This is a genomic window from Candidatus Tisiphia endosymbiont of Stenodema calcarata, assembly GCF_964030695.1.
GTDB lineage: Bacteria > Pseudomonadota > Alphaproteobacteria > Rickettsiales > Rickettsiaceae > Tisiphia.
In genome coordinates, this window is the sequence record NZ_OZ034911.1 from 1,451,879 (window position 1) to 1,478,239 (window position 26,361).

Consider the following 26,361-nt stretch of genomic DNA (forward strand, 5'->3'; position numbering starts at 1 on the left):
TAATAAACTATGAGTAAGCTGATTATTCACTTAGTTTCAGATTCTTCAGTGCAAACAGTTAAACATGCAGCTAATAGTGCTTTGTCACAATTTAGCAAAATTGAGTCAAAATTGTATCATTGGCCAATGTTAAGAAATGCAGAATCATTAAATGAGGTTTTGAAAAAGATCAAGATGAAACCAAGCATTGTATTATACACTATCTTAGATCATGAACTAAGAAGAAATTTAACTAAATTTTGTTATGATTTAAAAATTCCTTGTATCTCTGTTGTAGGTAGAATTGTAAAAGAAATTTCAGTTTTTTTAGGTGTGGAAACAGAAGAAAGTTTAGTTTATGATTATAAATTTGATGAAGGTTATTTTGATAAGATTCATGCTATTGATTATACTCTTAGACATGATGATGGTCAGATGACTAGTGAATTAGACGAAGCTGATATTATTCTGATTGGTCCTTCTAGGACATCAAAAACTCCAACTTCCGTATATCTAGCATATAATGGATTTAAAACAGCAAATGTGCCTTATATTCATGGTTATCCGTTTTTAGACTTGTTAGGTAGCATTACAAAACAGCTTGTAATTGGTTTGATTATTAACCCAACTCGGCTAATTGAAATAAGAGAAACTAGAATGCATTCACTACAGATGAGCGATAATACTAATTATACAGATTTTAAAATAGTCCAAGAAGAATGTATGCAAGTAAAACAAATTTGCGAGCAACAAGGATGGCCAATAATTGATGTTTCAAGAAGATCTGTAGAAGAAACCGCTGCTGTAGCTATGAAACTTTATTATGATCGTAAGAAATATGTTCTTAACAATTTTAGATACTAACATTTTTAAGTAAACTTAAAGCAGTCATTTACAATAAGAATTTTACTTAGTATGATTATATAGTTAACCCGAGAAGGTTTTGGCTAAAAACGATGTCCATAACTGCTGAAAGTAAAAAAACCATCTATTAGCGAAGTGCTGTTGTAAGGGTTAAACCGTCATTGCGAGGATGATGTAAAGCCGACGAAGCAATCCAGTAACATCATTTATCTATGGATTGTTTCCTAGACAAACTCAGGTTAATTGTTAAAACAAGATTAAAAATAAGAGATTATGGCAAGCAATATAACAGATGATTCTTTTAATAAAGAAGTTTTAGAGTCCACCACACCTGTATTAGTTGATTTTTGGGCTGAATGGTGCGGACCATGTAAAATGTTAACACCTATTATTGAAGAATTAAGTAAGGAATTAGTGGGAAAAATAAAAATCGTTAAAATGGACATAGATCAAAATCCCAATATACCTTCAAGTTTAGGTATTCGTAGTATACCTACAATGATTTTGTTTAAAGATGGGAAACAACTAGCTACTAAGACTGGAGTATTCCCCAAAAATATTATTGAAGAATGGATTAACACGAATTTGGGATAAGAATTTGCCAATTCTTATCCCAAATTCGGTGAAGTTATAGAAACAATCAGATTTGAGACGGCTCTGCATCTGATTGTTAAATTGATATTTTGCTAAAAACATGATTTCAATCTTTTAAAATCATGTTTTTAGCTTTAGAAAGGTTTAAAATGCATTCGCAAAACCGCTTTAAGAATGCATTTTTCCTTATATTAAAGCCAATTCGGGATAAGAATTAACTAATTCTTATCCCGAATTGAGGTGATTAACTCTTCAGTAAAAATATAACTCATATTTTTAATATATGACGTCTAAACTAGTATTTATAGAGATATCTGATGGTTGTGTAGAAGGAATCAATAACCAACAAAGGGTAGAAAGTTTAAGACACTTTTTTATTAAAGGAGGTAAACTTTTTCCTTCGTCAATTCCTATCTTAAATAATATAAATCTTTCCTGTCAAAGAGGCGAAAAAATTGCCTTTATTGGTAGCAATGGTTCAGGTAAGAGTTCTTTGCTTAAAGTAATTGCTGGAATTTACCCATTAAAGTTTGGAAAAATTAAAGTTCATGGTAACTTTGCCGCCATTATTGAGATGGGAGTAGGTTTTGAATTAGAGCAAACTGGCAGAGAAAATATCAAAATGCTTATGATTTATAATAATATGTTAGGTAAGTACAGTAAAGAACTGGAACAAGAAATTATAGATTTTTCTGAGCTAGGGAATAAAATAGATTTACCGGTAAAAAATTATAGCTCTGGTATGTTATCAAGATTGGCTTTTTCTGTATCGGCTTTTCAAGATTCAGATATTCTTTTGTTAGATGAGGTTTTTGCTGCTGGTGATAGTCATTTTATTGAGAAGTCGACCAATTTTATGAAAAATAAGTTACAAAATATACCTATTTTAATATTAGTAAGTCATCAAGAAAATATTATTAAGGAGAATTGTAATAGATGTGTATTATTAAAAGAAGGTAGTATTATCGCAGACGGCAATCCAAATGAAATACTAAAAATTTATAATAGTGGGAATTATTAATGATAAAGTATTTTTTTTCCAAGAAATACTGGTTGTCAGTGGTATTATTAACCCAAGCTTCTATATCTCGTCAAAATAAAGATTCTTTTTTAGGTTCGTTATGGGGCTTAGTTCAGCCTTTTGTGCATATAATGATCATTTCATATTTTTTTGGATTTTTACTTAAGCTACCAAGAGAAGCAATGATTATGAACCTAGTCGGTGGTTTACCGTTATGGACATTTATTGTTAGCAGCTTAAATATGTCATCAAATTCATTAATTAATCGTAGTGGTATTATAAAAAAGGTAGTAATTTCTAGAACTATCTTTCCTATATCGGATAGTTTAACACAAGTTTATACCCTAATTTATTCGTTTACAGCTATGTATATAGCTTTTATCATTTTATATCCTGAAAGATTTAGTGTATATATACTTTTTGTACCAATGCTTGTGTTGCCGCTGATTATTTCTGTGATTAGTAGTTCTATCGCATTTGCATTTTTAACTCCTTATATACGTGATGTTCCACAGCTATTAAATTTGATTTTGAATGTTGCATATTGGACTATACCAATAGTGTACCCATATTCTATGGTACCAGAATCAAAGAAAATATTTTTTGAAATTAACCCCATTTTTCTTGTCATAAGACCAGTTCAATTTTTAGTAATAGAAGGAGTGTTGCCAGATGTATTTATGATTATAAAATCTTTTATTGTAGCCGTTATTGTTTCATTTTTCAGTTATCTTGGCTACAGATTTTTTTCTAAAAATGTCATATATTATATATAGCTAATCTAAAGAAGGTTTTAGCTATATGACACTTGCTTTTGGTTTAGATTTTATAGATCTGAATAGATTAGAAGGCTTAAAAAAATTAGATGAAATTTTTCTAAATTTTCTGCGTAGCCATAGTTATTCTCTTTATGAAATTATTTTATTGTTAAGGGCTAATCCCGATCAAGTTGATCAAAAATATTACTCAGATTTTTTATTAGAAATTTCGCCTGTTTTTGATGATTTTCTAGCTAAGTTATTTTGTATTGAACAAGAAATAGCCAATCTAAGATTTAGTCATAAAGAGTTTGATGTAATTTATGAGTGTAAGAGAAAATTCATCCAGCGTATTGCAGTAAAAAAATATCCTCCTGAAAAACTAAAAGAGATTGATTTTGATAGTGTATCAATTTTTTTAGAAAAACTTTTAGGAGAGGAGTTTACCCAAAACAAGTTTGCTCGTCAAGTAATAAAATGGCAATTAGATGATGAAAAATATGCTTTTGAGTTAGATATAGCAGCAAAATATGCTGCCTTTATGGTTTATAATAGACCTCTTGCAGGAGTAGATTTTCAAAGGAGATTTAATGAATCTGAAAATATATTATTTTCTTTACCAAATAAAATAGATAAAAATAATTTAATAGATTTTAATAAGGTAGCTAAATATAAAAAACATGTAAGAGTAGGGTTTGATTGTTTAAATCCTATATCTAATCTAGATACAGTCTTAAATGCTACTCACTATTGTATCTACTGTCATAAACAGGGAAAAGACTCGTGTTCTAAAGGGTTATACTCGAATGATTCTGCAAATATACTACCGATTACGCCATCAAAGTCGGGCTGTCCGCTGAAGCAGAAAATCTCTGAGATGAATTATGTAAAGTCCAAGGGATTTAATTTAGCTGCTCTTGCTATTATTGTCATTGATAATCCAATGGTAGCTGCTACCGGTCATAGGATTTGTAATGATTGTTCCAATGCTTGCATTTATCAAAAGCAAGAACCTGTAGATATTCCTCTTGTTGAATCTAATATTTTGGAAACTACTTTGCTTCTACCTTACGGGGTGGAAATATATTTATTACTTACCAATTGGAATCCACTTAACATTTTTGCTCTGATGCCGAAGCCTCCAACTAATTACAAAGTTTTAGTAGTGGGTCAAGGACCAGCTGGGTTTAGTTTAAGCCATTATTTATTACGAGACGGACATACTGTAGTAGCTATAGATGGCTTAAAAATCATCCCATTACCTTTTGATATTAACAAGCCTATTAAATATTGGTCTGATTATAAAAAAAACTTATCAGAAAAAATACCTGAAGGTTTTGGAGGAGTAGCCGAGTATGGTATTACTGCAAGGTGGAATAAAAATAATTTAACTATATTACGTCTGATACTGGAGAGAAACAGTCATTTTAAGCTTTTTGGTGGTGTAAGTTTAGATAGTAATATAACTATGGAGCAGGTATTTCATTTAGGATTTGACCATGTTGCCTTGTGTGTTGGAGCTGGTAAGCCTAAAATCGCCCAAATGAAAAATTTTCTTGCAAAAGGTGTAAAAACAGCCTCCGACTTTCTAATGACCTTACAATCAGGAGGAGCTTTTTTAGAACAATCTAATACTAATTTGCTTATTAGGATGCCTATTATTATCATTGGTGGGGGACTGACCTCTATTGATGCAGCAACTGAGAGTTTGAATTATTATAAGTTACAAGTAGAAAAATTTCTAAAAAAGTATGAATTATCAGTTGAAGAGAATGGGAAAAATCATACAGAACAAAATTGGACAGATGAGGACAGATTAATAGCCGAAGAATTTATCTTGCATGCAAAATTATTTAGGCAAGCACAAAATAAAGAATCTATAAAGAAAATCTTAGATGAACTAGGTGGAGTAACAATTTGTTATAGAGGAAAATTAAAGGATTCTCCTGCCTACAAGTTAAATCCTGAGGAAGTTATGTATGCTATGGCTGCAGGTGTAAATTTTGCTGAAAATATGATACCTTTAGGCATTGATGTTGATCAGTATACTTACGCTGAATCAATAGAATTTGATAATTTAGGTATAAGGAAAAAATTTAAGGTAAGGACTGTACTTATGGCAATAGGTACGCATAAATATAATAGTTATTTGGAAAATCATTCGAGTATAACAGACTTCCTAGATAAGTCAAAAATAGTTGAGGAATTTTCAGGAGAAACGAAGCCGAGCACCGCAGCGTACACAGGCGTACGTGAGGAGCACAGGCGAGTTTCGACGACAAAATTACCAACTAGATTGACTTATGCAGGAAGTCTAACATATTTTGGTGATTGTAATCCTCAGTACTCTGGAAGTGTGGTTAAAGCCTTAGCAAGTAGTAAAGAGGGGTACAAGTTTATTGGAAAAAAACTTATCAAAAATAAACCAAGTTTTTTTGGTAATAATCTAGATTTCTTCGCTAAACTAGATTATTTGCTAACTAGCCGTATCAAACGGATTGATATTTTATCTTATAAGATAGTAGAGCTGGTAATACATTCTCCTCTCGCTGCTCAAAATTTTCAACCGGGACAATTTTTCCGTTTACAAAATTATTCTAGTGATATTTCAAAAATTATTGAACCATTGGCTGTCACTGGAGCTTATGTTGATTCAGAAAAAGGGTTAATTCATTTGATAATTTGGCAAAATGGTAAATCAAGTAAATTATGTAGATATTTATCGCAAAATGAACTAGTAGTACTAATGGGACCTAGTGGTAAGCCAACTGAGATATTAAAGGATAGCAATGTAGTGCTTGTTGGTGGAGGAGTTGGAAATGCAGTTTTATGCTCAATAGCTAAGGCTCTTAAAAATAATAATTGTAAAATTATATATTTTGCTGGTTATAAAAATTTACAAGATAGGTTCTATCAAGAAAGAATAGAAGAAGCAGCAGATATAGTAGTTTGGTGTTGTGAAGAAGGTATTTTATCAAAAAATAGGGCGGAAGATATTAGTGTTAAGGGCGATTTGGTGTATGCTATAATGGGGCATTGTTACCTTTGGAAAAATTTTAGCATAGATAGGATAATAGCTGCGGGTAGTACAGAAATGATGGAAGCTATAAGCGATATAAAAGATAATTCTTTTGGTAACAAAACTCAACTAATAGTAAGTCTTAATTCTCCTATGCAGTGTATGATGAAAGGTATTTGCGGACAATGCATTCAGGAAGTTACAGATGAAAGGAAATATATTTTTACTTGTTCCTGCCAAGATCAAGATGCAAAAATAGTTGACTTCACAGGGTGTAAAAGTCGTTTAGAACAAAACTCTCTCCAAGAAAAAAATTAAAATGACAAAAATATATAGATATATAGACTTACCAATTGCTCTAATATACTCAAATGATTTGAATATATTATTGGTATCAGACGGGGATTTTTTAACAGGTTTATATTTTGTAGGGCAAAAACATATGCCAATTTTAGATAGTAGCTATCATGAACAGCAAAATTGCAGTATATTCGATCAAACTTACCAAGAGCTAACAGAATACATAAATGGTACTAGAAAAGAATTTACCGTACCTTACCGTTTCACGGGGACTAATTTTCAGGAGAAAGTATGGTCTACCATCTCTGCCATCCCATATGCTAGAGTGATGAGTTACAAAGATATTGCAAATTTAATATTTGCTCCTAAATCTGTACGTGTAGTAGCAAACACTGTGGCACGCAACACTTTGTCAATTATAGTGCCATGTCATAGGGTTATAGGTACTGATGGTAGACTAACTGGTTACGCTGGAGGGCTTGAACTCAAGAAAAAACTTTTAGAATTAGAAGAAGGCTATAAGGATATGTACATTATACTTTGACCTTTATCGATAAAAATGATAAAATAGACCTAGAAAGGTATGAATAACCAGCTTGAACAAATATACAAAAGAATTATTTTAGATAAGTGATAATAATATGAAAATTTCAGCAAATGCTATTAGGGCTGGTAACATTATAGTGTATAATAATGATTTATGGGTTGTGAGCAAAACACCTGAACATACCAAACCTGGTAAAGGTGGGGCTTATGTGCAAGTAGAGATGAAAAATTTAAAAACTGGTACAAAACTTAATGAGCGTTTTAATTCATCCGATTACGTTGAAAAAGCACAGCTTGAGAATAAGGATTTACAATTCCTATATTTTGAAGATGATAATCTCGTGTTAATGGATAATGAGACATTTGAGCAGATTTTAATTAATAAGGCAATTCTTGGCGAATGTTTGCCATTTCTTGAGGATAATATGGTACTCAAGGTACAGTTTTATGAAGAAAAAGCTTTAAATGCTGAATTACCGCAAACCGTTATTGCTGAAATTATGCAAACTGATCCTGTAATTAAAGGCTCTACGGTAACGTCTTCTTATAAACCAGCGATTTTAACCAATGGAGTAAAGGTAATGGTACCGCCTTATTTAGTTACCGGGGAGAAAATAGTTGTAAAAATTGAAGATATAAGCTTTGTTGAGAGAGCAAAGTAATATCTTATGCAACAACCTATAACTAACTTACTTATTACTGCATCATGTAAAGCTGTTAAGTTTTTGAAGAGAGATTTTTTAGAGCTGGAAATGCTTCAAAGATCTAATAAGGGAAACTATGATTTCTGCAATAAATCTTATATTAAAACACAAGATTTATTACGTAATGAGTTGCAAAAATATACAAGTTCTTTATTTTTTCCAGAGGATAAGTTTGAATTAGATAACGCTTCTGAGATGGTTTTCTTAATAAATCCGCTTGATAGTTTGAGTAATTTAGAAAAAAGTATACCATTTTTTGCTGTATCTATAACGTGTTTAAAAAAGATTAATAAAATTTTAACCACGGTTTGTACTGTGATAAACTTTCCAGCTCTTGATGAGATTTATTATGTTGAGAAGGGAAAAGGAGTATGGGTAGGAAATAATACCACTAATAATAGTGGTAGATTAAGGGTTTCTGCTTGTTCTAGTTTTGATAATTTTCTAATTTCTACTGACGATCTTAACATAAACCCAGTTTTTTTGAAAAATGCTAGGGTTTTTGGTTCTCATTGTTATGGAATGCTATTACTTGCAGCTGGTAAGATTGATGCTGTTTATTTTTCATCATTAAATTACACTTTAAAAGCTAGCTTTGATTTAATTGTCCGAGAATCAGGTGGAGCAATAATAAATAATGACAAAATGTTTGTTGCTACTAATTATGAACTTTCCGAGAAATTTAAACATCTATTACTTGAAAAAACGTCATTGAGTAGTTAATTTTTGTTGCCAAAATTTTTTACTTTTATTTTTTTGTTGTATCATATACAATTTTGTTAGGGATAAGTTTTTTAGGATTAAATCTTGAAATCCCTAATATTATTCTAATAATTTAATGTTATGTTATGAAAAAGTTTAGTGTTAATTGTGATTTTGGTGGACAAATGGCACCGTTTACCATATATGTAGGGCAACCCTGAGCCGGGGCATCATCCCCTGCATTTTCAGGATGACTGGTTATCAAAGCAACGTGGTGGGAAAATACCAGCTGAGGTCATGGATGCGATAACTAAACTGCAAGAACTGGCTAATAAGAATAATGTTCTGCTGGAAGAATTGTGTGTGTATGCTCTTGGTTCTGCACAAGAAGAGGATGATAAATCTGAAAAAAGTGAAGAATCGGAAAGTGATAATGACGACCAAGATAGTAATAATGATGTTAACGGTGAGACTGCTAGTTAACCTGAGTTCGATGTAATACCATTTCCGAAAACTAATCATCACGTCGTCGTACTTCATGATCTCCGCTGCTCCGTTACTCATGTACGCTACGCTGCTCGACTTTGCTACTGCCTAGCTCTTCTTGAAGTTATACTATCGTCTACCAACTCTCCATTTACGAGCAGTATATAACTTGTTATATCGAACTTCATAATTGGCACACAATAATAATTTTGATCAGGTGGTTGTGTCTATATCAGAAGATATTACATTAATAAAATTCAGTAATGTATCTAAACAATTTGGCAAAAAGTTACCTCTTAATAATATTAATTTTACCGTTAAAAAAGGTGAGGTTACGACTTTAATCGGTCCAAATGGTGCTGGAAAAACAACAATAGCTAGATTAATCTTGGGATTAGACAGTGCCTCATCTGGTAATATAACAATTCACCCCCATCTAAAAATTGGCTATGTACCGCAGAGACTAGATTTTGCTTCAGACTTACCAATTACAGCTGAAAATTTTTTGTATTTATTAGCCTCAAATGCTACTCGCAATGATTGGCAAGAATGGAGTAATTTTATTGATTTTGATAATTATAAACATCATGATATTTCAGAACTTTCTGGTGGTCAATTTCAGAAGCTAATTCTAACTGCTACCTTACTCAACAATCCTGATCTAATTATTTTAGATGAACCAACTCAATCATTAGATGTTACTAGTCAGCAAGAATTTTATCGGATTATTAATCAAATAAAAAAACGTCTAAATATTACAATTTTTATGATATCACATGACTTATTTACTGTGATGAAAAATTCTGACCAAGTTATATGTTTGAATGGACATATATGTTGTAGCGGTAAGCCTAACGATTTAGCACAGAACCAAGACTTTCTAAACACCTTGTCATCAATTGGCTTTTATGTCCATCATCATGACCATAAACATTAGACTTCTTTCGAAACTCGCTTATGCTGAGGGATTTGAAGGAGACGCGGAATCTCGACCCGCAGCGTACTCTAATGTACGTGAGGAGCAGAGTACCGGTATCACGTACAAATCACCAGCAGAAGTAGAGTTTCGAAAGAAGTCTATTGAACTTTCGACAGTTGTGGAGTATTACCTCATGACATATTATACCCACCATTAATTGACAACGTTTCCCCAGTAATAAAACCAGCTTGCTCATCTGCTAGATACTCTACGGCTCTAGCAATTTCTTCCGGTCTACCCAACCTTTTCATTGGCACAGCTGCTATTATTTGCTCTAGTACATTAGCTGGTATCTTTTCAACCATTGCTGTTTTAATATACCCAGGAGCTATACAATTTACCGTTATATTTTTAGAAGCTGATTCCCTAGCTAACGCCTTAGTAAATCCTATAATTCCAGCTTTAGCAGCAGAATAATTAGTTTGCCCTATTTGTCCTGCCTGAGCATTAATCGAACTAATATTAATAATTCGTCCGTAATTTTGATTTCGCATTTGGTTAATTACTGCACGGCACATATTAAAGCATGAGCTAAGATTAACGTTAATCACTTCTTGCCACTCTTCCTCGATCATTTTATGCATCATCGCATCCCTAGTAATACCAGCATTATTTACCAAAACACTTACCGAACAACCAAATTCATTTTCAAGCTCCTCTATTGACCTAAAACATTCAGCATAATTTGCTGTATTCCATTGCTTAGTTTTAATAGAATAATTTTCATTAAAATCTTTAGCAGCTTGGTAATCACTATAGAAATTTGCTACAACGGTAAAGCCTCTATCCCTTAATGCTATAGCAATAGCCTTGCCTATCCCCCTTGTTCCCCCTGTAACTACTGCTAACCTTGACATAATATCTATAACTCATCTACAGCTTCAACAGATTCTACCTCGGGGATAAAATGTTTAAGCATTGATTCAATACCATTTTTTAAAGTAATAGCCGAACTAGGACAACCTTGGCAAGCTCCACGAAGTTCTAATTTTACCACTCCATTTTCAAATCCTCGATATATTATATCACCTCCATCCATGGCAACCGAAGGACGTACACGTGTTTCAATAATTTCTACAATCTGTTGTTCGATTTCAGACATCTCGTCAGAATTATTTATGGCAGATTGACCATTTTCCCCATCAAAGACAGTAAAACCAGCAGTAAAATGATCCATAATAACCATCAAAATTTCAGGTTTTAAAACTAGCCAATCACTTTCTTCTTCTTTAGTAATAGTAATAAAATCACTACCAAAAAATACAGATTTTACGTTATTTATACTAAATAATTGAACTACTAGCCTGCTTTTACCTTTTGCCTCATCAAGATTACTAAAATGAACCGGCCCGTTAGGGTTAACAGGTATGTTAGGGAAAAATTTTATCGCATTAGGATTAGGAGTAATTTCAGTTTGAATAAACATATACTTTTTCCTCGATAAAAAGAATGGTCTTGATAAAAATGAATGGTACCCGCGGCCAGACTTGAACTGGCAAGGGTTTGCACCCCACGGATTTTAAGTCCGTTATGTCTACCATTCCATCACGCGGGCAAGGTCAGGTCATTTTAGACTCTATGAAGATTGCACAGACTAATAAAAAAAACGTTAAAAAGCAAGTATTTTTACTATAAAAACTTCATTTCTTCTTGATTTTTATCGAGTATATAGCTAAACCGGAAAGGTTTCAGCCAAAAAACCGTCATTGCGAGGAGGCGATGAAATCGCCGACGTGGCAATCTCATGAAATAATATCTACCTTTATTAGGCGACCTCGAGGTAATTTAAGCTCTTCTTCATAAGATTGCCACGTCGGCACTTTGTGCCTCCTCGCAATGACGGTTTTTGCTAAAACCTTTTCGTGTTAGTTATACATTGAATTAAGGTGAATATTAAACCTTAACTGGCATAATCACAAAAATATCTTTAGGATTCTGAAGGGTTTTCAATAACATTGGTGATGATGCATTTAAAAAGTGTAGCTCAACTTGGTTTGCTTTAGTAGCACTTAACACAGCACTTAGTGCATCAGTAAGATATTTAGGATTAAAACCTATAGACAGAGTATCTTCATGATCAAAAATGCATAAATTACTTTCATCTAGAGAACATGGTATGCATTCTTTAGCCACGCCTCTTGCTTCTCCAGAAGCGGTAATTTCAAGCAAGTCTTTTGATAAAATCAATTTTATTGCTTGAAATTTGTCTATAGTTATTGTCGCTACTCTATCTATAGCATCAGCTAGCAACTTGGTATTAATAGTAAGTTTATAGTTGTTCTCTGCTGGGATAAAATCTTGATAATCCGGAAAAGTTCCATCAATTAGTTTTGATACCATTATAATATCATTACAAACAAATTTAATCCTATTAACACTTAGAAAAATTTCAGTTTCCAGTTGAATATTCTTAGGGTCTTTCAATATCTTAACAATTTCCTCAAGAGTCTTTTTAGGTAAAATAACTCCAAACTCGCTAGCATTATTGGCTATTTTTACTACTGACACTGATAATCTATGCCCATCGGTGCTAGCCATATAACATTCTTCATCTTTTACACAGAAATAAACACCATTAAGATTATAACGAGTTTCATCAACGGATACCGAAAACAAAGTACCGTCGATCATTTTAACAAAATCACTACAAGGTATTTTTAAAGTAGCTTCAACATTAATATCATCTAATGCAGGGAACTGGTTAGCATGTAGGGTTAGTAGGTTAAAAGCACAATTCTTTCCTAGAATTTCAAGTTGATCTGTTTCATTTGAGACACTGAGCGTTACATCATTATCAGATATCTTTCTTATTATGTCATTTAATGTTTTAGTAGATACCATTATTTCGCCTTCACTTATTACTTGAGCTGCTACTTTTTGGCTTAAATATATTTCCATGTTAGTAGTTATTAGCTCTAGCTTACCATCCTTAGATGATAATTTAACATGACTAAGCTCAGCAATTACGTTACGTTTTTCTACCACAGAATTGGCAAAAGCCAAAACATGAGTTAATGTTTTTGTCTCAACTATTATTTTTAAGTTATTATTATTCATATTATTTAGTATTTATCCTTTAATTACAATGGTGGATAATATGGTACGGTTATATAATTCTCCAGTATGGCAGGAACGTCGATAACTTGGATATTTCTCAGGGTTAGTATATGTATCTTCTAGCATCCTTGTTATATCTTTAATACCAGCTTCTTGCAGTTGAAGTTCTACATAAGCTGGTAAGTTGAACATATAATGCTTTGTTCTCAAGGAGGCACTAAAAAACTTTGAGTTCTCAGCCCGCTGCTTTATAAAATTATCGTAAAATTCTTGGTCTACCTCATAAGAATATTGTTGAATACTAGGGCAAATAATAGCTTTAATATTTTTTGCTCCTTTCTCATGCATTAGTTTTACCAAATTATTAGTGATACCAGCTTTAGCTCCACGCCAACCACAATGAGCTGCCCCTATAACCTTACCATCTTCGCTACTAAGTAGAATAGGAACGCAATCAGCAGTTTGTACTGTTAGTACTAGATTTTTTTTGGTAGTAACTGCTCCATCACCTTCGGGATCAGTCTTAACATCACTATCAGCATCAATAACTTTGTTACCATGCACTTGCTGTAGGATAACAATATTCTCGGCATCATAATATTTAACTACTGTTAGCCGATTATTCTCGACACTTTCTAAGATACTAGAATCACCCAACTTATTTTTTTTACTATAAATATGACTAGATTGCTTGAAGCTTCCATCAAAAATTTTATAATAAACTTTATTCTTTATAAACTCATCCACATGACCACCCTACAGCAATTTATCCATACACTATCAGATCATTTGCAAAAGAACAATGCTTTACAAAAAATCATTAAGAAATTTCAAACAGACTACTCGCTAATAGCTTGCATCGGAGTAGAAATAGAATTTTATTTAAGCAAAAATATTGATCCACTCGAATTTCAGACTCTACTTGGAATAGCAGTTAAGAAGGAAAAAGGAGCTAATCAATTTGAGGTAGATTTGCCGCCTTCCACTAACATAATTGAGTATATAGAAAAAATTAGTAGCACTAAGTCTAAAATACAAATTATTGCAGAAAAATTACGGGGTAATGTAAATTTTTCTGCCAAACCATTTGCAAGCGATTATGGTAGTAGTATGCATTTTCATGTAAATTTTATATCCCCAAATAATTTGGAGAATTGTATACTTAATATTGATCTAATAGGTCAAAGTATCTGTCATTATATGCTTGACACTTTCTTGATATTCATGCCAAATGAAGATGATTACCTTCGTTTGGATAAGAATTTTATGGCACCAACTAATGTATCTTTTGGTAATAATAATAGAACTGTTGCACTGCGTATCCCTGACCTCTCTCCTAAAAGACTAGAACATAGAATAGCAAATCCACTAACTGATCCTTATTTAGCAATTTTTACTATTTTAAACTCTATATTTCTAGGTTTAAAATTTCCTGATAAAATAAATAATATCAACAAAATATATGGCAATGCTTTTGATCAACAATATAATTTAGTGTCATTCCCCAAATCATTAACAGAAGCATTAAAGCTATTTAATTTGGAGTTTTTTATATACCTAAATGATAATAGACAAAGAGAACTAGCTACTCTAGAATCACTACTAGAAATAATGAAGAAATTATAGTGTTACAAACTTTAAAAAAAAGTACTTTAAAAATCGGTAAGCACCAAGTTCAATTATTACCTTTATTACTTACTATATTAGCATTTGTAATTCTCTTATCACTTGGGTTTTGGCAAATTGCTAGATTACAGGAAAAAGAACTGTTTTTAAGTTCAATGAAAAATAATCTTAATAATCCGCCAATTGATATAAAAACACTTAGTGGAAATAAATTATATGCTAAAATAAGGGCGAACGGCTATTTTCTAGTGGGTAAGAATTTACATCTTTATGGACGCAGATCAATGTCCACTGAAAAAGATGGTTATTATTTAGTTACCCCATTTCAAACTGATGATAACAAGATAATCTTGGTTGTACTAGGGTGGTTTGCTGGGAGGCATAAAAAAAATATTGATAATATAATAGATAACTCTATGGAAATTACAGGTGTAATTCTTCCCGGTGAAAAAACAAAGCTGTTTGTACTGGATAATGATGTTAAAAACAATGTTTGGTTTACCTTGGATTTAACTCAAGCCTCTGATGTTCTTGGCTTAAAATTAGAAGATTTTTATTTAGTTATGGAGGGTAATAACAATCGATCTGATATTCTTAAAAGTTTGTCGATTGAAAATTTGTTGAATGTCAGAAATAATCATTTAGAATATGCTATAACTTGGTTTGCATTAGCGATTTCGTTAGCAGTAATTTTTATGATTTGTAATTTGTCTAAAAGAAATTAGTTAATAAAATAAATATACAGGAGTAGTTATGACATTAAAAATAGGCGATATTGCACCAAATTTTACTATGCCAATAGGTGATAATAGTAAAATCAATTTGTCAGATTTAACAGGAAAGGTTGTTGTATTATATTTTTATCCTAAAGATGATACACCAGGTTGTACTATCGAGGCCGGTGACTTTAATAAATTAAAACTAGAATTTGAAAAAATGAATGCTGTCATTATTGGTGTATCAAAGGATGACTTAAATTCTCACGATAAATTCAAGAAAAAATATTGTTTGGATTTTGATCTTGCATCAGATTCTAATTCTGATACTTGTGAAAAATATGGAGTTTGGGTAGAAAAATCAATGTTTGGTAAAAAATATATGGGAGTTGATAGAGCTACTTTCTTAATAGATAAAAAAGGCAAGATAGCTTACATTTGGTCAAAAGTACAAGTGGCTGGACATGCTGAAGACGTATTAAATCAGGTACGGAAAATAATATAAACATATCTATATTTTTAACAGTCTATCTTCCAAGAACATATACAAAAGTGAACAAAAACAACCATACTACATCGACAAAATGCCAGTACCAAGCTGCAAATTCAAAACCCAAATGACCATTACCTTTCACAAAGTCACCTCGCCGCACTCTATAATAACAAACGCTTAAAAATATAGTGCCAATTATTACGTGAACTCCGTGAAAACCTGTTGCTAAGTAAAAATTAGAAGGATAGATTCCATCTTTAAAACCAAAAGCTGCATGATGATATTCATAAGCTTGCATTAAACTAAAAAATACACCAAGTATTATGGTAAAGCTAAGAGCGGTCATACAATCCTTTTGATTATTTTCCTCAAGAGCATAATGTGCCCAAGTTACTGTTGTACCGGACAACAAAAGAATCAATGTGTTAATAAAAGGAATGTCAAAAGGATCAAATGTTTGAATACCAGCAGGAGGCCATACACCAGGCTTTACCACCCATACACCATCTAGCAGTCCTACAGGGAAAAGGTTTGCTTTAAAAAATGATCCAAAAAATACAGCAAAAAACATTATTTCTGACAAAATAAATAGTGCCATACCTATCCTTAAGCCGATTCTTACTGGCTGCGTATGATGTTTTCCAATTAATCCCTCTTTAATTACATCACTCCACCATGAATATAAACAAAAAATCACTGAAAGAATACCAGCTCCAAAAACATATTCACCAAATCTATATGCATGCATAAACATTATGCTACCGCTAGCTAAAAGCAATAAGGCAAATGAAGTCAGGATTGGCCAAGGACTGGGATCAACAAGATGAAATAGATGTTGTTTTTCTTCTAAAGAAACAACATCATTGTTTTTAATAGATATATGTAACATAACAAACTCATAAGCAATTCACTGCTTGGTTATTTTATGCTATCTTCTGTAAATATCAAGAATATACTCAACAGACGCGAATTCGGGATAAAAATTAACTAATTCTTATCCCGAATTCATACAATTAATACACTTCAGGAGGAGCGTGTGAAAAATCTGAGCCTCTTCCATCACACGGTACTTCTTGAGCTAAAGCTTCTTGACCACAAGTATTCGAAAGCGAAGCATAATCATTATCAGGTATAAACATCTTACTAAAAGAGCTAAGAAGCATATTTTGAGAATTAGTTAACTCAGGTATCTCATCCGTATGATTACCGTTGATGATTGAGCTAATCCGACCGGATAGAGCTTCAATTTGTGTATTATCTAATACTTGTAAGAACATTTCCAAAAGCTGAGATTCCCTAGGAGTTAAAGTACTCAAGCCTTTTTGTAGAGTTTCATATTGACTATCATTTAAATCTTTAATCAATAATTGTTGTTTATCACATTCATTCGATATTACACGATTACTAACAGTACTGGAAGCATTATTATCTTGTCCTTCATCATCAGTATTATCACTCGCTACTAACGCACTAGAAACATTAGATTCGTCAATGTTTGCTGCTTTTAAGCTCTCTTCTCTATTGACACTCTCAACCAATGTTTTACAGAGATTCTCAAGTAATTCTTTGTTATTTTCTACATATTGCCTACCAATTTCTTTTAATTTAGCTATATTATTTGGCTCAACATTATCCAATTTCTTACATTCTTTTGGTATAGGAATTAATATCTCTGTAAATTGACCAGCTTCTGGTAAATCTTTTCTAACTTCATTTGTAGCACTACTTTCGGTAGCTTTAGTAATTTTGCTTACTATATTTCCTTTAGTTCCCCAACCTATGCAACCATCCAATTTTTTTGATGGTATCTCCATTTCTTTATTAGTTTGTTCAAAATTGATAGCACAAATCGTCGTATGTTTTAACATTTCTACTTGTTTTTCAATAGTTAGCCCTTCTTTCAGCACTCCTAGAGCTGATGCTGCTGGACGATTAGCACTTAAGCCTCCATCGACAAAAGCATAAGGTACTCCAGCATCATAGCCAAAACCACCTACACCCTCTTTACTAACAACAGCTTTAAAATAAGTAGGAGCTGCCGTAGTAGCAAGAACTACCTCTTTTTTTAGTTGGCTGTTAGGGGCATGACTATCAAAAACTTTATTAGGATCATTTTTGCCACCTACGTCAAAAACAGGTATAATAACACGACTTGTAGCCTCATCCAATGTACTATTATCCAAATATTCTTCTAACATTGCTTTAAGAGGTTTTTGACTATATTTATGGCTGAATATCCTACCGATTGGTCCATTAAAATACCATTTTTGTGGAAAAATATCAGCAGCAGTATTTTCACATAGCTCTAAAGCTTGTTTTGCTGAAAAAAGCGGTTCTGTTGATCCCTCTTCTTTAGGGATGGTCAATAAAGTTGCAATTAATCCCCCAACGCTAGTGCCAGCAATAATATTGAATAATTTAGATATAGGTTTGCCTGTATATTCCTCAATCGCTGCAAGTACAACCAACTCAGCAACCCCCTTAATTCCACCACCTGAGATAGAGAGAATCCTATTTTCTTGTATTTTATCTATTTTACCTAATTTTGTTCCACCTATGTCGCCCATAATTATAACTCATTAAAGTTAATAAAAAATATTTATACAACATACATAGTGGAAGAGCTTGTCAAAAAGATCAAGCTATAGATGATATAAACTACTAATTATTATCTACCTGTATTGTATAATAATCACTATATACTAAATAATAATTAGCTTTCCTGTAATATATATAGCTTGTTGCAAAAAATAAAATTATTTTACACTTTATAAGTTGGTTAAGTAGTCTATAATCCGATTTAATTAAATTTGATTGATAAGATATAGATGAGCAAACCTAAATCCGTTTTTTTATCAGCAATTTCAGGCAATATACTGGAATATTACGATTTCACAGTATATTCAGTATTTTCATTAGTAATTGGTCATACATTTTTTCCTTCAAGCTCAAAATTTTTACAAATATTGTTGGCTCTCGGGGTATTTGCAGTAGGATTCATTACTAGACCAATTGGTGGTATATTTTTTGGCTATGTTGGTGATAAATATGGAAGGCGTATAGCCTTAATTATTTCCATGCTTGGTATGACTATACCAACATTTACTATGGGACTAATTCCTTCTTATCATGACATAGGAGTTTATGCACCGATAATATTAATCATAATGCGTCTTTTTCAAGGCTTATGTATTAGTGGTGAAGGGGCTGGAGCTGCTATTTTTATTCTAGAACATCATCAAAATTTACGACTAGGTTTTACTGCTGGTTTAGTACATGGCTCAAATATGGCTGGTACGTTAATAGCCACCCTTGTAGGAATTATTATTGAACAATATTTTTATCATTTTGATTTTGCTTGGCGTTTTGCATTTTTACTAGGTGGAGCTATGGGGCTTGTCGGTTTCTATTTGCGTCTTCGTGTATCAGAGACTCCAATTTTCAAAATGTTAGCTGAACAAAAGAAAACTTTAAAAGCACCTTTTATCAACGTAGTTAAGACAGCTTGGAAAGCGATGTTTTTAACCTTTTGTACAGGTGCAGTTGCTAGTAGCGTCGTCTATTTAGTAAAAACCTATATCATTGTGTATTACCATGATGTTATGCACCTTGATAATACAATTGCTCTTACTTATATGTTATATGCAAATTTTATATCGATGGTATCTATGCCATTATTTGGTGGATTAACTGATATTATTGGAAAATTTAAGACTTTAGCTTTAGTAAGCTTAGCGATCTTGATATTGGCTTTACCTATTTTGTTATCTATGTCATTACTGTTCATGTGGCAACAAATTCTAGCACTAACTATCTTAGGTATTCTTAGTGGGGCAATAGCTGGGGCAGCCTATAGCTTTATTATATCTTTATTTACTCCTGAACAAAAATTTTCAGGGGTATCTTTTAGTTATAATTTGGGTATTGCTATATTTGGTGGTACTTCTCCTCTTATTTCTCGTTGGATTGTTGAAAAAACAGGCTTGTTTTATGCCCCTGCCTTTTATATTATGACTACTTCTAGTATATTTTTAGTTATCATTTATTTTATGAGAAATGAAATAAGATGTTTACTTAGCAGGAATTCTTTCAAAACTAGAAAGAGATAATAAGTTGTTTTAACACTCCCACTATAGTGATGGTATAAATTACTATGACCAGCAACAAAGAAAAAGCAATAACATGGTTTACAAATTTACGTGATCAAGTATGTACTGAATTCGAGAAAATTGAACTTGAATATAGTAAGGCGAAAGGTTTAGCTCCTACGAGATTCATACGATCACCATGGGACAGAAAAAATGGTGGTGGTGGCGTAATGTCTGTAATGCGTGGTAACTTATTTGAAAAAGTTGGTGTTAATATTTCTACAGTTTTTGGGGAATTATCTCTAGAATTTAGTAAAAATATACCGGGTACGGAAAATAGTAGGCAATTCTTTGCTACTGGTATTTCTATCGTGGCTCACCTTACTTCTCCATTGATACCAGCGGTACATTTCAACACCCGCTATATTGAAACTGCTAATCATTGGTTTGGCGGTGGTGGAGACCTAACGCCATTTTACCCTAATGAAAATGAGACAACAAAATTTCATAATGCTTTTAAATATGCTTGTGATAAACATGATCCAAATTATTATCCTAAATTTACAAAACAATGTGATGAGTATTTTTACTTAAAACATAGAAATGAGCCAAGGGGAGTAGGCGGTATATTTTATGATTATTTAAATACTGGAAATTTTAATAATGATTTTTCTTTTACTAAGGACGTAGGACAAGCATTTTTAACAGTATATCCTGAAATTGTTAGAACAAAGATGCTACTGCCTTGGACTAATGAACAAAAGGATTATCAATTAGTGCGTCGTGGTAGATATGTTGAATTTAACTTATTATATGATCGTGGGACAATGTTTGGCTTAATGACAGATGGCAACGTTGAAGCAATATTAATGTCTCTGCCCCCAGAGGTACGCTGGTAGCCTTATATACTGCAAAAAATAATCCTTAGACTCTAAAGTAATTGGTGCATTCGATTGGATTCGAACCAACGACCTCTGCCTTCGGAGGGCAACGCTCTATCCAGCTGAGCTACGAATGCTTAATCTTAAGCAAATATGGGGCGAATGACGGGACTTGAACCCGCGACCCTCAGATCCACAATCTGATGCTCTAACCAACTGAGCTACATCCGCCATGTAACCTGCGTTAAAGTAAATTATTATTACCCGTAAGTCAAGTATATTCGAGCCAAATTACCATGACTTAATACATTTATTTTTAGAATTTTTGCTGTCATAATTATATGATATTATTTTACTAATTCATCTAACTTACCTTCTTCTTCAAGTTTATGAAGAGCGTCACAGCCACCAATATGCTTATCATTAATAAATATTTGTGGTAATGTACGTTGTCCATTAGCTTTAGCTTGCAACTCTAATCTTTGCTTGTCATTATAATTGTCTACGATTATTTCTTTGTAAGATATATTTTTTCGATTAAGTAGTTTTTTTGCCTTAGTGCAATAAGGACAATATGTTAATGTATAAATTATGACAGTGTATAGAATCATTTTGTGCATAATTGTTATCCTATTTTTATAGTTATAAGACTATTATCCACATATAATAAACTTTTAGCAAGTTACAAGTTAATGATAAATAAGTTTTCAATAGTATCTAAATATAGTCCAGCTGGCGATCAGCCAAGAGCAATTAATGAAATCGTTAAAGGTCTTGAATCTAGAATGCGTTCACAAATACTCTTTGGTATTACTGGTTCTGGTAAAACCTTCACTATGGCAAATATTATTGAGAGAACCGGTAGACCATCGCTTATTATGGTACATAATAAGACATTAGCTGCCCAAATTTATTCAGAAATGAAGGCAATTTTTCCCAATAATGCCGTTGAATATTTTGTATCATATTATGATTATTTCCAACCTGAAGCATATATTGCAAGAACCGATACTTATATAGAAAAAGATTCTTCGATAAATGAACAAATAGATTTATTAAGACACTCTGCCACTAGGTCACTGCTGGAACGTCGGGATGTAATTGTTGTGTCCTCAGTTTCTTGTATTTATGGTCTTGGTTCACCAAATCTTTATTATCAGATGACAATAAGCCTTAAGTCTGGGGAAATTTATGCTAGAGATAAATTGCTTAATGACTTAGTAAATTTACAATATGAGCGTAATGATGTGGGGTTTGAACGCGGTACGTTTAGGGTAAAAGGTGATAATATTGACATATTTCCAGTACATTATAACGATAAAGCTTGGCGATTGTCATTTTTTGGCAATGAACTTGAATATATAAGCGAATTTGATCCGCTTACAGGTGAAAAATTAGCTAAATTGGATCAAGCTGTGATTTATGCTAAGTCCCACTTTGTAACACCTAAAGAAGTAGTACAAAATGCTATATCGCAAATTGAGGAAGAATTACAACGACGCTTAGAATTTCTTAAAGCACATGATAAATTAGTAGAGGCTCAAAGATTAAATCAGCGTACCCAATATGATATGGAAATGATGATGGAAACTGGCAGCTGTAAAGGCATTGAGAATTACTCTCGATTCCTAACTGGTAAAGCAAATGGGCAGCCTCCGCCAACCTTATTTGAATATTTGCCCAAAGATGCTTTACTATTTGTCGATGAAAGTCACGTATCTGTCCCGCAAATTAGAGCAATGTATAATGGCGATAGGGCAAGGAAAGAAGTATTAGTAGAACACGGGTTTCGCCTTCCATCAGCCTTAGATAACAGACCATTAAAATTTGAAGAATGGCAAGATTTTAGACCTCAGACGGTTTTTGTCTCGGCAACACCTGGGTCTTTTGAATTGGAAGAAACAGCAGGGATTATGGTCGAACAAATTATCAGACCAACGGGACTACTAGACCCAGAATGTATTATAAAACCAGCGACTAACCAAGTTGAAGATTTGATAAGCGAGATTCAATATACGATAAATAAAGGATTCCGCGTTTTAGTGACAACATTAACTAAAAAAATGTCAGAAGATTTAACAAATTATCTACAAGAATTAGGGTATAAAGTATCATATTTGCACTCTAATGTTCATACTCTTGAACGTATGGAAATCATAAGAGATTTACGCCAAGGTACTATAGATATTATTGTTGGTATTAATTTATTGCGGGAAGGTTTAGATATTCCAGAATGTGGACTTGTTGCAATACTCGATGCTGATAAAGAAGGTTTTTTGCGTTCTGAAGTCTCATTAATTCAAACTATCGGCAGGGCTGCAAGGAATAGTCAAGGAAGGGTAATACTCTATGCAGATCGCAACACCAAGTCTATTGATAAGGCAGTAAGTGAGACATATAGGAGAAGGAAAATTCAGGAGGAATATAATGAGCAACATGGTATAGTACCGCAAACAATTAATCACCATATCCATGCACTAATTGAATTAGACAAATTGGATAGTAAGTTAGACAATAAAAAACAAACTCATATATTATTGGACAATCCAGTGAAATTGAAAGCTCATATCGATAGATTAAAGAAGGAAATGTATGAAAAGGCTAGTAATTTAGAATTTGAACAGGCGGCAAAAATACGAGATCAAATTAATGTACTAGAAGAAGCAGCCTTAGAGCTAACTTAATTTAAAGTACTTTCTGTTCCAATTAACCATTAGTTCGGGATAAGAATAAGCCTTTTAAAGAATGAGTAATAGTAATGTACTGGTTAGGGGATGAAAAAAATAAGCAATACCGCAAAAATAATGAAAACAGCTATTAGTGGATCATAAAAATCTGTTATATTTATAGATATAACCGAATTTGGAATAACTTGTTATACCGCATTCAGGTTATTTATTACCGTGTATCATCACAACACTCGCAAAAATACGTTGATGAGTTCTGTTTTAGATATAATAACAGAGATAATTACGATATGTTTAATTTGTTGGTAAAACAAGCTGTTTTGTAAAATTGGAATATTCTATATGTATACTAAAAGATTAGAAGCATCTGTAATGCATGATATCTTAGTCCAACTTGATAATCTTGGTTGGATTGTCGATGAGAAAGACCCAAAATGTAACGTCTTTCAGCAAAGAGTGAAACTTACAAAGCAAAAAGAATTACTTAACGGTAAAATACCTGACTTTGTACTATACAAGGAAGGAAGTAACGAACCAATAATAATAATTGAGGCAAAAAAACCGAATGAAAGTATACAATTAGCAATGAACCAAGCATTGAATTTGTATGCTAAACCACTAAATACGCCACTTATATTTGCTTATAATGGTAGTTATATTGAAACACAATATTTGTATAATGGACGTAATCTTAAAATTGATGGGGAAGATGTAAGGCAATTTATAAATCACCATACGGCACTCAGATTTGTTAATGAGGGTTCTGAAATACTATCTGCGGTAAATTTTATTCAGCATTCAAGAGACGAACTTATTAAGGTATTTAAAAGTGCAGCTAATTTACTAAGAGAGGATGGATTACAAGCTGGTCTTGATAGATTTGGGGCATTTTCTGATATTTTGTTTTTAAAAATTCTTGATGAAATTTCTGTTCTAAAGATGTGTGGAAGTGAAGAGAATACATTAGATGAGTATCTTAGATGGAGTTCATTTACTAAGAGAAAAGGAAAAGAATTGTATCAATATGTAAAAGATGTTGTTTGGATTAAGATTAACGAGAAATATGGCGATATTTTTAACGAAGCATTCCCTATTAGTTCACCTGATATTTTTGAAGAAATTATTTGTGAGCTTTCAAAACTTAACCTTACAGCTTCAGATAGTGATGTGAATGGTGATGCTTTTGAGTATTTTTTAAAAAATGCTTACCAAGGCATCAAAATTAAAGATTTAGGCGAATATTTTACACCTAGAAACATTGTAAGAACAATGATAAGTATGGTTAATCCTAAAATTGGTGAAACCATTTATGACCCTTTTTGTGGTACAGGAGGGTTTTTAATTGAAGCGTTTAGATATTTAAAAATCAGAACTTCGTTTAACGATGAGATGCAAAATATTCTAAGAAAAAAAACAATTTACGGTTCTGAGATTACTGTAAATGCAAGAATTGCAAAAATGAATATGATTTTGTTCGGAGATGGACATAGTAATATCAAAAAACAAGACACCATTTCTGATTATGTAAATCAAAAATATGATATTGTAATTACAAATCCACCATATTCGCAACAAACAAGGTTTGGGTATTTGTATACCATTCAATCAAATAATGGTGACGCTATTTGTGCTTTGCATTGCTTTGAAGCTTTAAAACTAGGTGGTAGAGGTTGTTTACTTGTAAAAGAAAATTTTCTTTCAGATGGGGGCGATGTTGGAAAGGTAAGAGAGTATATTTTTAATAACTCATCAAATGTTTCTATTATTTCATTGCCAAGAAAGCTTTTTGAACCTTACACACCAACAAAAACAAGCATTGTGTATTTCGAGAAAAACAGAAAGATATCAAACACGTTCTTTTTTGCAGTTAATGCGGTCGGTCATGAACTTGGTTCAAGAAAGAAGCCAATTAAGGACAATGATTTGCCAGCTGCACTTGATGCTTTCAATAATAAAAAGACTGTTTTGGAAATTGAGTCTGCTATAATAGCATCAACTGAAATCGCCAAAAATGGTTATAGTTTATGGATTTATGATTATTTTGATATTTTTGCTAATTTAAAAGGCGAGATTATAAAACTTGGTAATTATATTGAGGAGATAACAGAAAAAACAGAGCCGTCTTTACAGCCAATTACAGATTTTAGAATTTTAGGTGTAAGTAATAGTATTGGTGTTTTTGACAATGAAATTTTAAAAGGTGAGGACATAAACCAAAAATACAAGCAGGTTCAAGCTGGAGATTTGGTATATAATCCGCATAGGGTTAATGTTGGTTCTTTAGGTTTAGTCTTTGAGGATTTAAGCGGTGGTTATGTAAGTGGTATTTATATCGTCTTTAGAGTTTTAAAAAAATTCCAAGATACTCTACCATCCGAATATTTATTACATATTTTAAAGTCAAAATATTATTTAGCCATTATTGGCAAATACGATACAAAATATGGAGCTGTTAGAGCAAACTTAACTTATGAACAGCTTTGTAATATACACATACCATTACTTAAAAAAAATGAAATGAAAGAATTTTTAGAAAAAATAAGTAAACTAAATAATATCACGGAAGAATTTCAGAAAATTAAAAATAATCTTAAAGAATCTATACATAAAATTTTACCTCATTTATGAATTAAATATAATTTTATGTTAGTCAGGGAATGATGGCGAAAAGTTTTAAGTGTAAAAAGACAAATATACTATTTGAAGAATATAAGTATGATAAGAAATTCTTTGAAATATCCCAAAAAGCTCTTATTAAGCTTGCAATGATTGATGCAGCAAATATCTTAGACGATTTGATTATACCCACTGCAAATAGATTAGAGAAATTGCAAGGTGACAAGGCTAATAAATATAAATGA

Annotated in this window: 25 protein-coding genes, 3 tRNA genes and 1 pseudogene; 19 read left to right on the forward strand and 10 right to left on the reverse strand. The window is 32.3% G+C overall.

Annotated features, from left to right (window positions below):
- Positions 1-9 precede the first annotated feature (9 nt).
- The 11 genes and pseudogenes from ACQH1W_RS06930 (at position 10) to ACQH1W_RS06980 (ending at position 10,109) form a co-directional block, all read left to right on the forward strand.
- On the forward strand, positions 10-843 hold the full coding sequence (locus ACQH1W_RS06930) for a pyruvate, water dikinase regulatory protein (protein ID WP_375332671.1): 834 nt from the start codon (positions 10-12) through the stop codon (positions 841-843).
- A gap of 273 nt (positions 844-1,116) precedes the next feature.
- A complete protein-coding gene (gene trxA / locus ACQH1W_RS06935; RefSeq protein ID WP_341762771.1) occupies positions 1,117-1,437 on the forward strand; it encodes a thioredoxin in 321 nt (106 codons plus the stop codon).
- Between the two features lie 283 nt (positions 1,438-1,720).
- On the forward strand, positions 1,721-2,458 hold the full coding sequence (locus ACQH1W_RS06940; protein ID WP_341762772.1) for an ABC transporter ATP-binding protein: 738 nt from the start codon (positions 1,721-1,723) through the stop codon (positions 2,456-2,458).
- Positions 2,458-3,234 (forward strand): ABC transporter permease, encoded by a 777-nt coding sequence (locus ACQH1W_RS06945; protein WP_375332670.1) that lies wholly within the window; start codon positions 2,458-2,460, stop codon positions 3,232-3,234. The genes ACQH1W_RS06940 and ACQH1W_RS06945 overlap by 1 nt, the downstream gene beginning before the upstream one ends.
- A gap of 25 nt (positions 3,235-3,259) precedes the next feature.
- On the forward strand, positions 3,260-6,553 hold the full coding sequence (locus tag ACQH1W_RS06950) for an FAD-dependent oxidoreductase (RefSeq protein ID WP_425361029.1): 3,294 nt from the start codon (positions 3,260-3,262) through the stop codon (positions 6,551-6,553).
- Position 6,554: 1 nt separating this feature from the next.
- The gene (locus tag ACQH1W_RS06955) at positions 6,555-7,079 is read left to right on the forward strand and encodes a methylated-DNA--[protein]-cysteine S-methyltransferase (RefSeq protein WP_342279090.1); all 525 of its coding nucleotides are present in this window, start codon (positions 6,555-6,557) and stop codon (positions 7,077-7,079) included.
- Positions 7,080-7,176: 97 nt separating this feature from the next.
- Complete coding sequence (gene efp / locus ACQH1W_RS06960) at positions 7,177-7,743, forward strand: elongation factor P (RefSeq protein ID WP_341761725.1); 567 nt, start codon at positions 7,177-7,179, stop codon at positions 7,741-7,743.
- A gap of 6 nt (positions 7,744-7,749) precedes the next feature.
- On the forward strand, positions 7,750-8,508 hold the full coding sequence (locus tag ACQH1W_RS06965) for an inositol monophosphatase family protein (protein WP_341761726.1): 759 nt from the start codon (positions 7,750-7,752) through the stop codon (positions 8,506-8,508).
- Between the two features lie 125 nt (positions 8,509-8,633).
- A pseudogene (locus ACQH1W_RS06970) lies at positions 8,634-8,970 on the forward strand (DUF2610 domain-containing protein).
- A 232-nt stretch (positions 8,971-9,202) separates the two neighbouring features.
- Positions 9,203-9,910, forward strand: a complete 708-nt coding sequence (locus tag ACQH1W_RS06975; RefSeq protein WP_425361212.1) for a metal ABC transporter ATP-binding protein — start codon at positions 9,203-9,205, stop codon at positions 9,908-9,910.
- A complete protein-coding gene (locus ACQH1W_RS06980) occupies positions 9,894-10,109 on the forward strand; it encodes a palindromic element RPE1 domain-containing protein (protein WP_375332668.1) in 216 nt (71 codons plus the stop codon). The genes ACQH1W_RS06975 and ACQH1W_RS06980 overlap by 17 nt, the downstream gene beginning before the upstream one ends.
- On the opposite strand, the gene ACQH1W_RS06985 is transcribed toward ACQH1W_RS06980, so the two are convergent.
- The 5 genes from ACQH1W_RS06985 to pgeF all read right to left on the reverse strand — a co-directional run bounded on the left by ACQH1W_RS06985 (position 10,084) and on the right by pgeF (position 13,756).
- Positions 10,084-10,809 (reverse strand): SDR family oxidoreductase, encoded by a 726-nt coding sequence (locus ACQH1W_RS06985; RefSeq protein WP_341762780.1) that lies wholly within the window; start codon positions 10,807-10,809, stop codon positions 10,084-10,086. The two genes, ACQH1W_RS06980 and ACQH1W_RS06985, sit on opposite strands and share 26 nt — an antisense overlap.
- Before the next feature lie 5 nt (positions 10,810-10,814).
- Positions 10,815-11,378 carry a NifU family protein gene (locus ACQH1W_RS06990; RefSeq protein ID WP_375332667.1) on the reverse strand — a complete coding sequence of 188 codons (564 nt, stop codon included), beginning with the start codon at positions 11,376-11,378 and terminating at the stop codon, positions 10,815-10,817.
- A gap of 43 nt (positions 11,379-11,421) precedes the next feature.
- Positions 11,422-11,507: transfer RNA gene (locus ACQH1W_RS06995), tRNA-Leu, on the reverse strand.
- 338 nt (positions 11,508-11,845) lie between these two features.
- Complete coding sequence (gene dnaN / locus ACQH1W_RS07000; RefSeq protein WP_425361030.1) at positions 11,846-13,009, reverse strand: DNA polymerase III subunit beta; 1,164 nt, start codon at positions 13,007-13,009, stop codon at positions 11,846-11,848.
- A 12-nt stretch (positions 13,010-13,021) separates the two neighbouring features.
- Positions 13,022-13,756 (reverse strand): peptidoglycan editing factor PgeF, encoded by a 735-nt coding sequence (gene pgeF, locus ACQH1W_RS07005; RefSeq protein WP_375332665.1) that lies wholly within the window; start codon positions 13,754-13,756, stop codon positions 13,022-13,024.
- On the opposite strand from pgeF, the gene ACQH1W_RS07010 reads away from it, so the two are divergent.
- From ACQH1W_RS07010 to bcp, 3 genes are read left to right on the forward strand one after another with little or no spacing between them, the layout of a single operon-like run.
- The gene (locus ACQH1W_RS07010) at positions 13,757-14,635 is read left to right on the forward strand and encodes a glutamine synthetase (protein WP_375332664.1); all 879 of its coding nucleotides are present in this window, start codon (positions 13,757-13,759) and stop codon (positions 14,633-14,635) included.
- On the forward strand, positions 14,635-15,360 hold the full coding sequence (locus ACQH1W_RS07015; RefSeq protein ID WP_375332663.1) for an SURF1 family protein: 726 nt from the start codon (positions 14,635-14,637) through the stop codon (positions 15,358-15,360). The genes ACQH1W_RS07010 and ACQH1W_RS07015 overlap by 1 nt, the downstream gene beginning before the upstream one ends.
- A gap of 28 nt (positions 15,361-15,388) precedes the next feature.
- Positions 15,389-15,856, forward strand: a complete 468-nt coding sequence (gene bcp / locus ACQH1W_RS07020) for a thioredoxin-dependent thiol peroxidase (protein ID WP_341761733.1) — start codon at positions 15,389-15,391, stop codon at positions 15,854-15,856.
- A gap of 22 nt (positions 15,857-15,878) precedes the next feature.
- Here bcp and ACQH1W_RS07025 read toward each other — a convergent pair whose 3' ends face one another.
- Positions 15,879-16,733 carry a cytochrome c oxidase subunit 3 gene (locus ACQH1W_RS07025; RefSeq protein WP_341762787.1) on the reverse strand — a complete coding sequence of 285 codons (855 nt, stop codon included), beginning with the start codon at positions 16,731-16,733 and terminating at the stop codon, positions 15,879-15,881.
- A 124-nt stretch (positions 16,734-16,857) separates the two neighbouring features.
- On the reverse strand, positions 16,858-18,411 hold the full coding sequence (locus ACQH1W_RS07030) for a patatin-like phospholipase family protein (RefSeq protein ID WP_375332662.1): 1,554 nt from the start codon (positions 18,409-18,411) through the stop codon (positions 16,858-16,860).
- A 261-nt stretch (positions 18,412-18,672) separates the two neighbouring features.
- Here ACQH1W_RS07030 and ACQH1W_RS07035 point away from each other — a divergent pair, with 261 nt between their 5' ends.
- Both ACQH1W_RS07035 and hemF read left to right on the forward strand, forming a co-directional pair.
- The gene (locus ACQH1W_RS07035) at positions 18,673-19,953 is read left to right on the forward strand and encodes an MFS transporter (protein WP_425361031.1); all 1,281 of its coding nucleotides are present in this window, start codon (positions 18,673-18,675) and stop codon (positions 19,951-19,953) included.
- 44 nt (positions 19,954-19,997) lie between these two features.
- Complete coding sequence (hemF, locus tag ACQH1W_RS07040; RefSeq protein WP_375332660.1) at positions 19,998-20,831, forward strand: oxygen-dependent coproporphyrinogen oxidase; 834 nt, start codon at positions 19,998-20,000, stop codon at positions 20,829-20,831.
- 42 nt (positions 20,832-20,873) lie between these two features.
- Here the strand turns inward: hemF and ACQH1W_RS07045 are convergent.
- From ACQH1W_RS07045 to grxC, 3 genes are all read right to left on the reverse strand, one after another.
- Positions 20,874-20,950 (reverse strand) — tRNA-Arg (locus ACQH1W_RS07045).
- Between the two features lie 17 nt (positions 20,951-20,967).
- Positions 20,968-21,044 (reverse strand) — tRNA-His (locus ACQH1W_RS07050).
- 116 nt (positions 21,045-21,160) lie between these two features.
- Positions 21,161-21,433: a glutaredoxin 3 gene (gene grxC / locus ACQH1W_RS07055; protein ID WP_341762791.1), complete on the reverse strand. Its 273-nt coding sequence runs from the start codon at positions 21,431-21,433 to the stop codon at positions 21,161-21,163.
- A 75-nt stretch (positions 21,434-21,508) separates the two neighbouring features.
- Here grxC and uvrB point away from each other — a divergent pair, with 75 nt between their 5' ends.
- The 3 genes from uvrB (at position 21,509) to ACQH1W_RS07070 (ending at position 26,361) form a co-directional block, all read left to right on the forward strand.
- A complete protein-coding gene (uvrB, locus tag ACQH1W_RS07060) occupies positions 21,509-23,497 on the forward strand; it encodes an excinuclease ABC subunit UvrB (RefSeq protein ID WP_425361213.1) in 1,989 nt (662 codons plus the stop codon).
- Positions 23,498-23,842: 345 nt separating this feature from the next.
- Positions 23,843-26,128, forward strand: coding sequence for an N-6 DNA methylase (locus ACQH1W_RS07065; RefSeq protein WP_425361032.1), 2,286 nt, complete (start codon positions 23,843-23,845; stop codon positions 26,126-26,128).
- A gap of 32 nt (positions 26,129-26,160) precedes the next feature.
- Positions 26,161-26,361 carry a type II toxin-antitoxin system RelE/ParE family toxin gene (locus tag ACQH1W_RS07070; RefSeq protein ID WP_341762793.1) on the forward strand — a complete coding sequence of 67 codons (201 nt, stop codon included), beginning with the start codon at positions 26,161-26,163 and terminating at the stop codon, positions 26,359-26,361.

Excerpts from the sequence above, each read along its gene's own strand:
- ACQH1W_RS06955 (WP_342279090.1), top strand. The coding sequence starts at position 6,555 with ATGACAAAAATATATAGATATATAGACTTACCAATTGCTCTAATATAC.
- grxC (WP_341762791.1), bottom strand. The coding sequence starts at position 21,433 with ATGCACAAAATGATTCTATACACTGTCATAATTTATACATTAACATAT.
- ACQH1W_RS06980 (WP_375332668.1), top strand. The coding sequence starts at position 9,894 with ATGACCATAAACATTAGACTTCTTTCGAAACTCGCTTATGCTGAGGGA.
- ACQH1W_RS06990 (WP_375332667.1), bottom strand. The coding sequence starts at position 11,378 with ATGTTTATTCAAACTGAAATTACTCCTAATCCTAATGCGATAAAATTT.
- ACQH1W_RS07025 (WP_341762787.1), bottom strand. The coding sequence starts at position 16,733 with ATGTTACATATATCTATTAAAAACAATGATGTTGTTTCTTTAGAAGAA.
- hemF (WP_375332660.1), top strand. The coding sequence starts at position 19,998 with ATGACCAGCAACAAAGAAAAAGCAATAACATGGTTTACAAATTTACGT.
- ACQH1W_RS06940 (WP_341762772.1), top strand. The coding sequence starts at position 1,721 with ATGACGTCTAAACTAGTATTTATAGAGATATCTGATGGTTGTGTAGAA.
- trxA (WP_341762771.1), top strand. The coding sequence starts at position 1,117 with ATGGCAAGCAATATAACAGATGATTCTTTTAATAAAGAAGTTTTAGAG.
- ACQH1W_RS06930 (WP_375332671.1), top strand. The coding sequence starts at position 10 with ATGAGTAAGCTGATTATTCACTTAGTTTCAGATTCTTCAGTGCAAACA.
- efp (WP_341761725.1), top strand. The coding sequence starts at position 7,177 with ATGAAAATTTCAGCAAATGCTATTAGGGCTGGTAACATTATAGTGTAT.
- ACQH1W_RS06985 (WP_341762780.1), bottom strand. The coding sequence starts at position 10,809 with ATGTCAAGGTTAGCAGTAGTTACAGGGGGAACAAGGGGGATAGGCAAG.
- ACQH1W_RS06950 (WP_425361029.1), top strand. The coding sequence starts at position 3,260 with ATGACACTTGCTTTTGGTTTAGATTTTATAGATCTGAATAGATTAGAA.
- ACQH1W_RS07035 (WP_425361031.1), top strand. The coding sequence starts at position 18,673 with ATGAGCAAACCTAAATCCGTTTTTTTATCAGCAATTTCAGGCAATATA.
- ACQH1W_RS07030 (WP_375332662.1), bottom strand. The coding sequence starts at position 18,411 with ATGGGCGACATAGGTGGAACAAAATTAGGTAAAATAGATAAAATACAA.
- ACQH1W_RS07070 (WP_341762793.1), top strand. The coding sequence starts at position 26,161 with ATGGCGAAAAGTTTTAAGTGTAAAAAGACAAATATACTATTTGAAGAA.
- ACQH1W_RS07010 (WP_375332664.1), top strand. The coding sequence starts at position 13,757 with ATGACCACCCTACAGCAATTTATCCATACACTATCAGATCATTTGCAA.
- dnaN (WP_425361030.1), bottom strand. The coding sequence starts at position 13,009 with ATGAATAATAATAACTTAAAAATAATAGTTGAGACAAAAACATTAACT.
- bcp (WP_341761733.1), top strand. The coding sequence starts at position 15,389 with ATGACATTAAAAATAGGCGATATTGCACCAAATTTTACTATGCCAATA.
- ACQH1W_RS06945 (WP_375332670.1), top strand. The coding sequence starts at position 2,458 with ATGATAAAGTATTTTTTTTCCAAGAAATACTGGTTGTCAGTGGTATTA.
- ACQH1W_RS07065 (WP_425361032.1), top strand. The coding sequence starts at position 23,843 with ATGTATACTAAAAGATTAGAAGCATCTGTAATGCATGATATCTTAGTC.
- ACQH1W_RS06965 (WP_341761726.1), top strand. The coding sequence starts at position 7,750 with ATGCAACAACCTATAACTAACTTACTTATTACTGCATCATGTAAAGCT.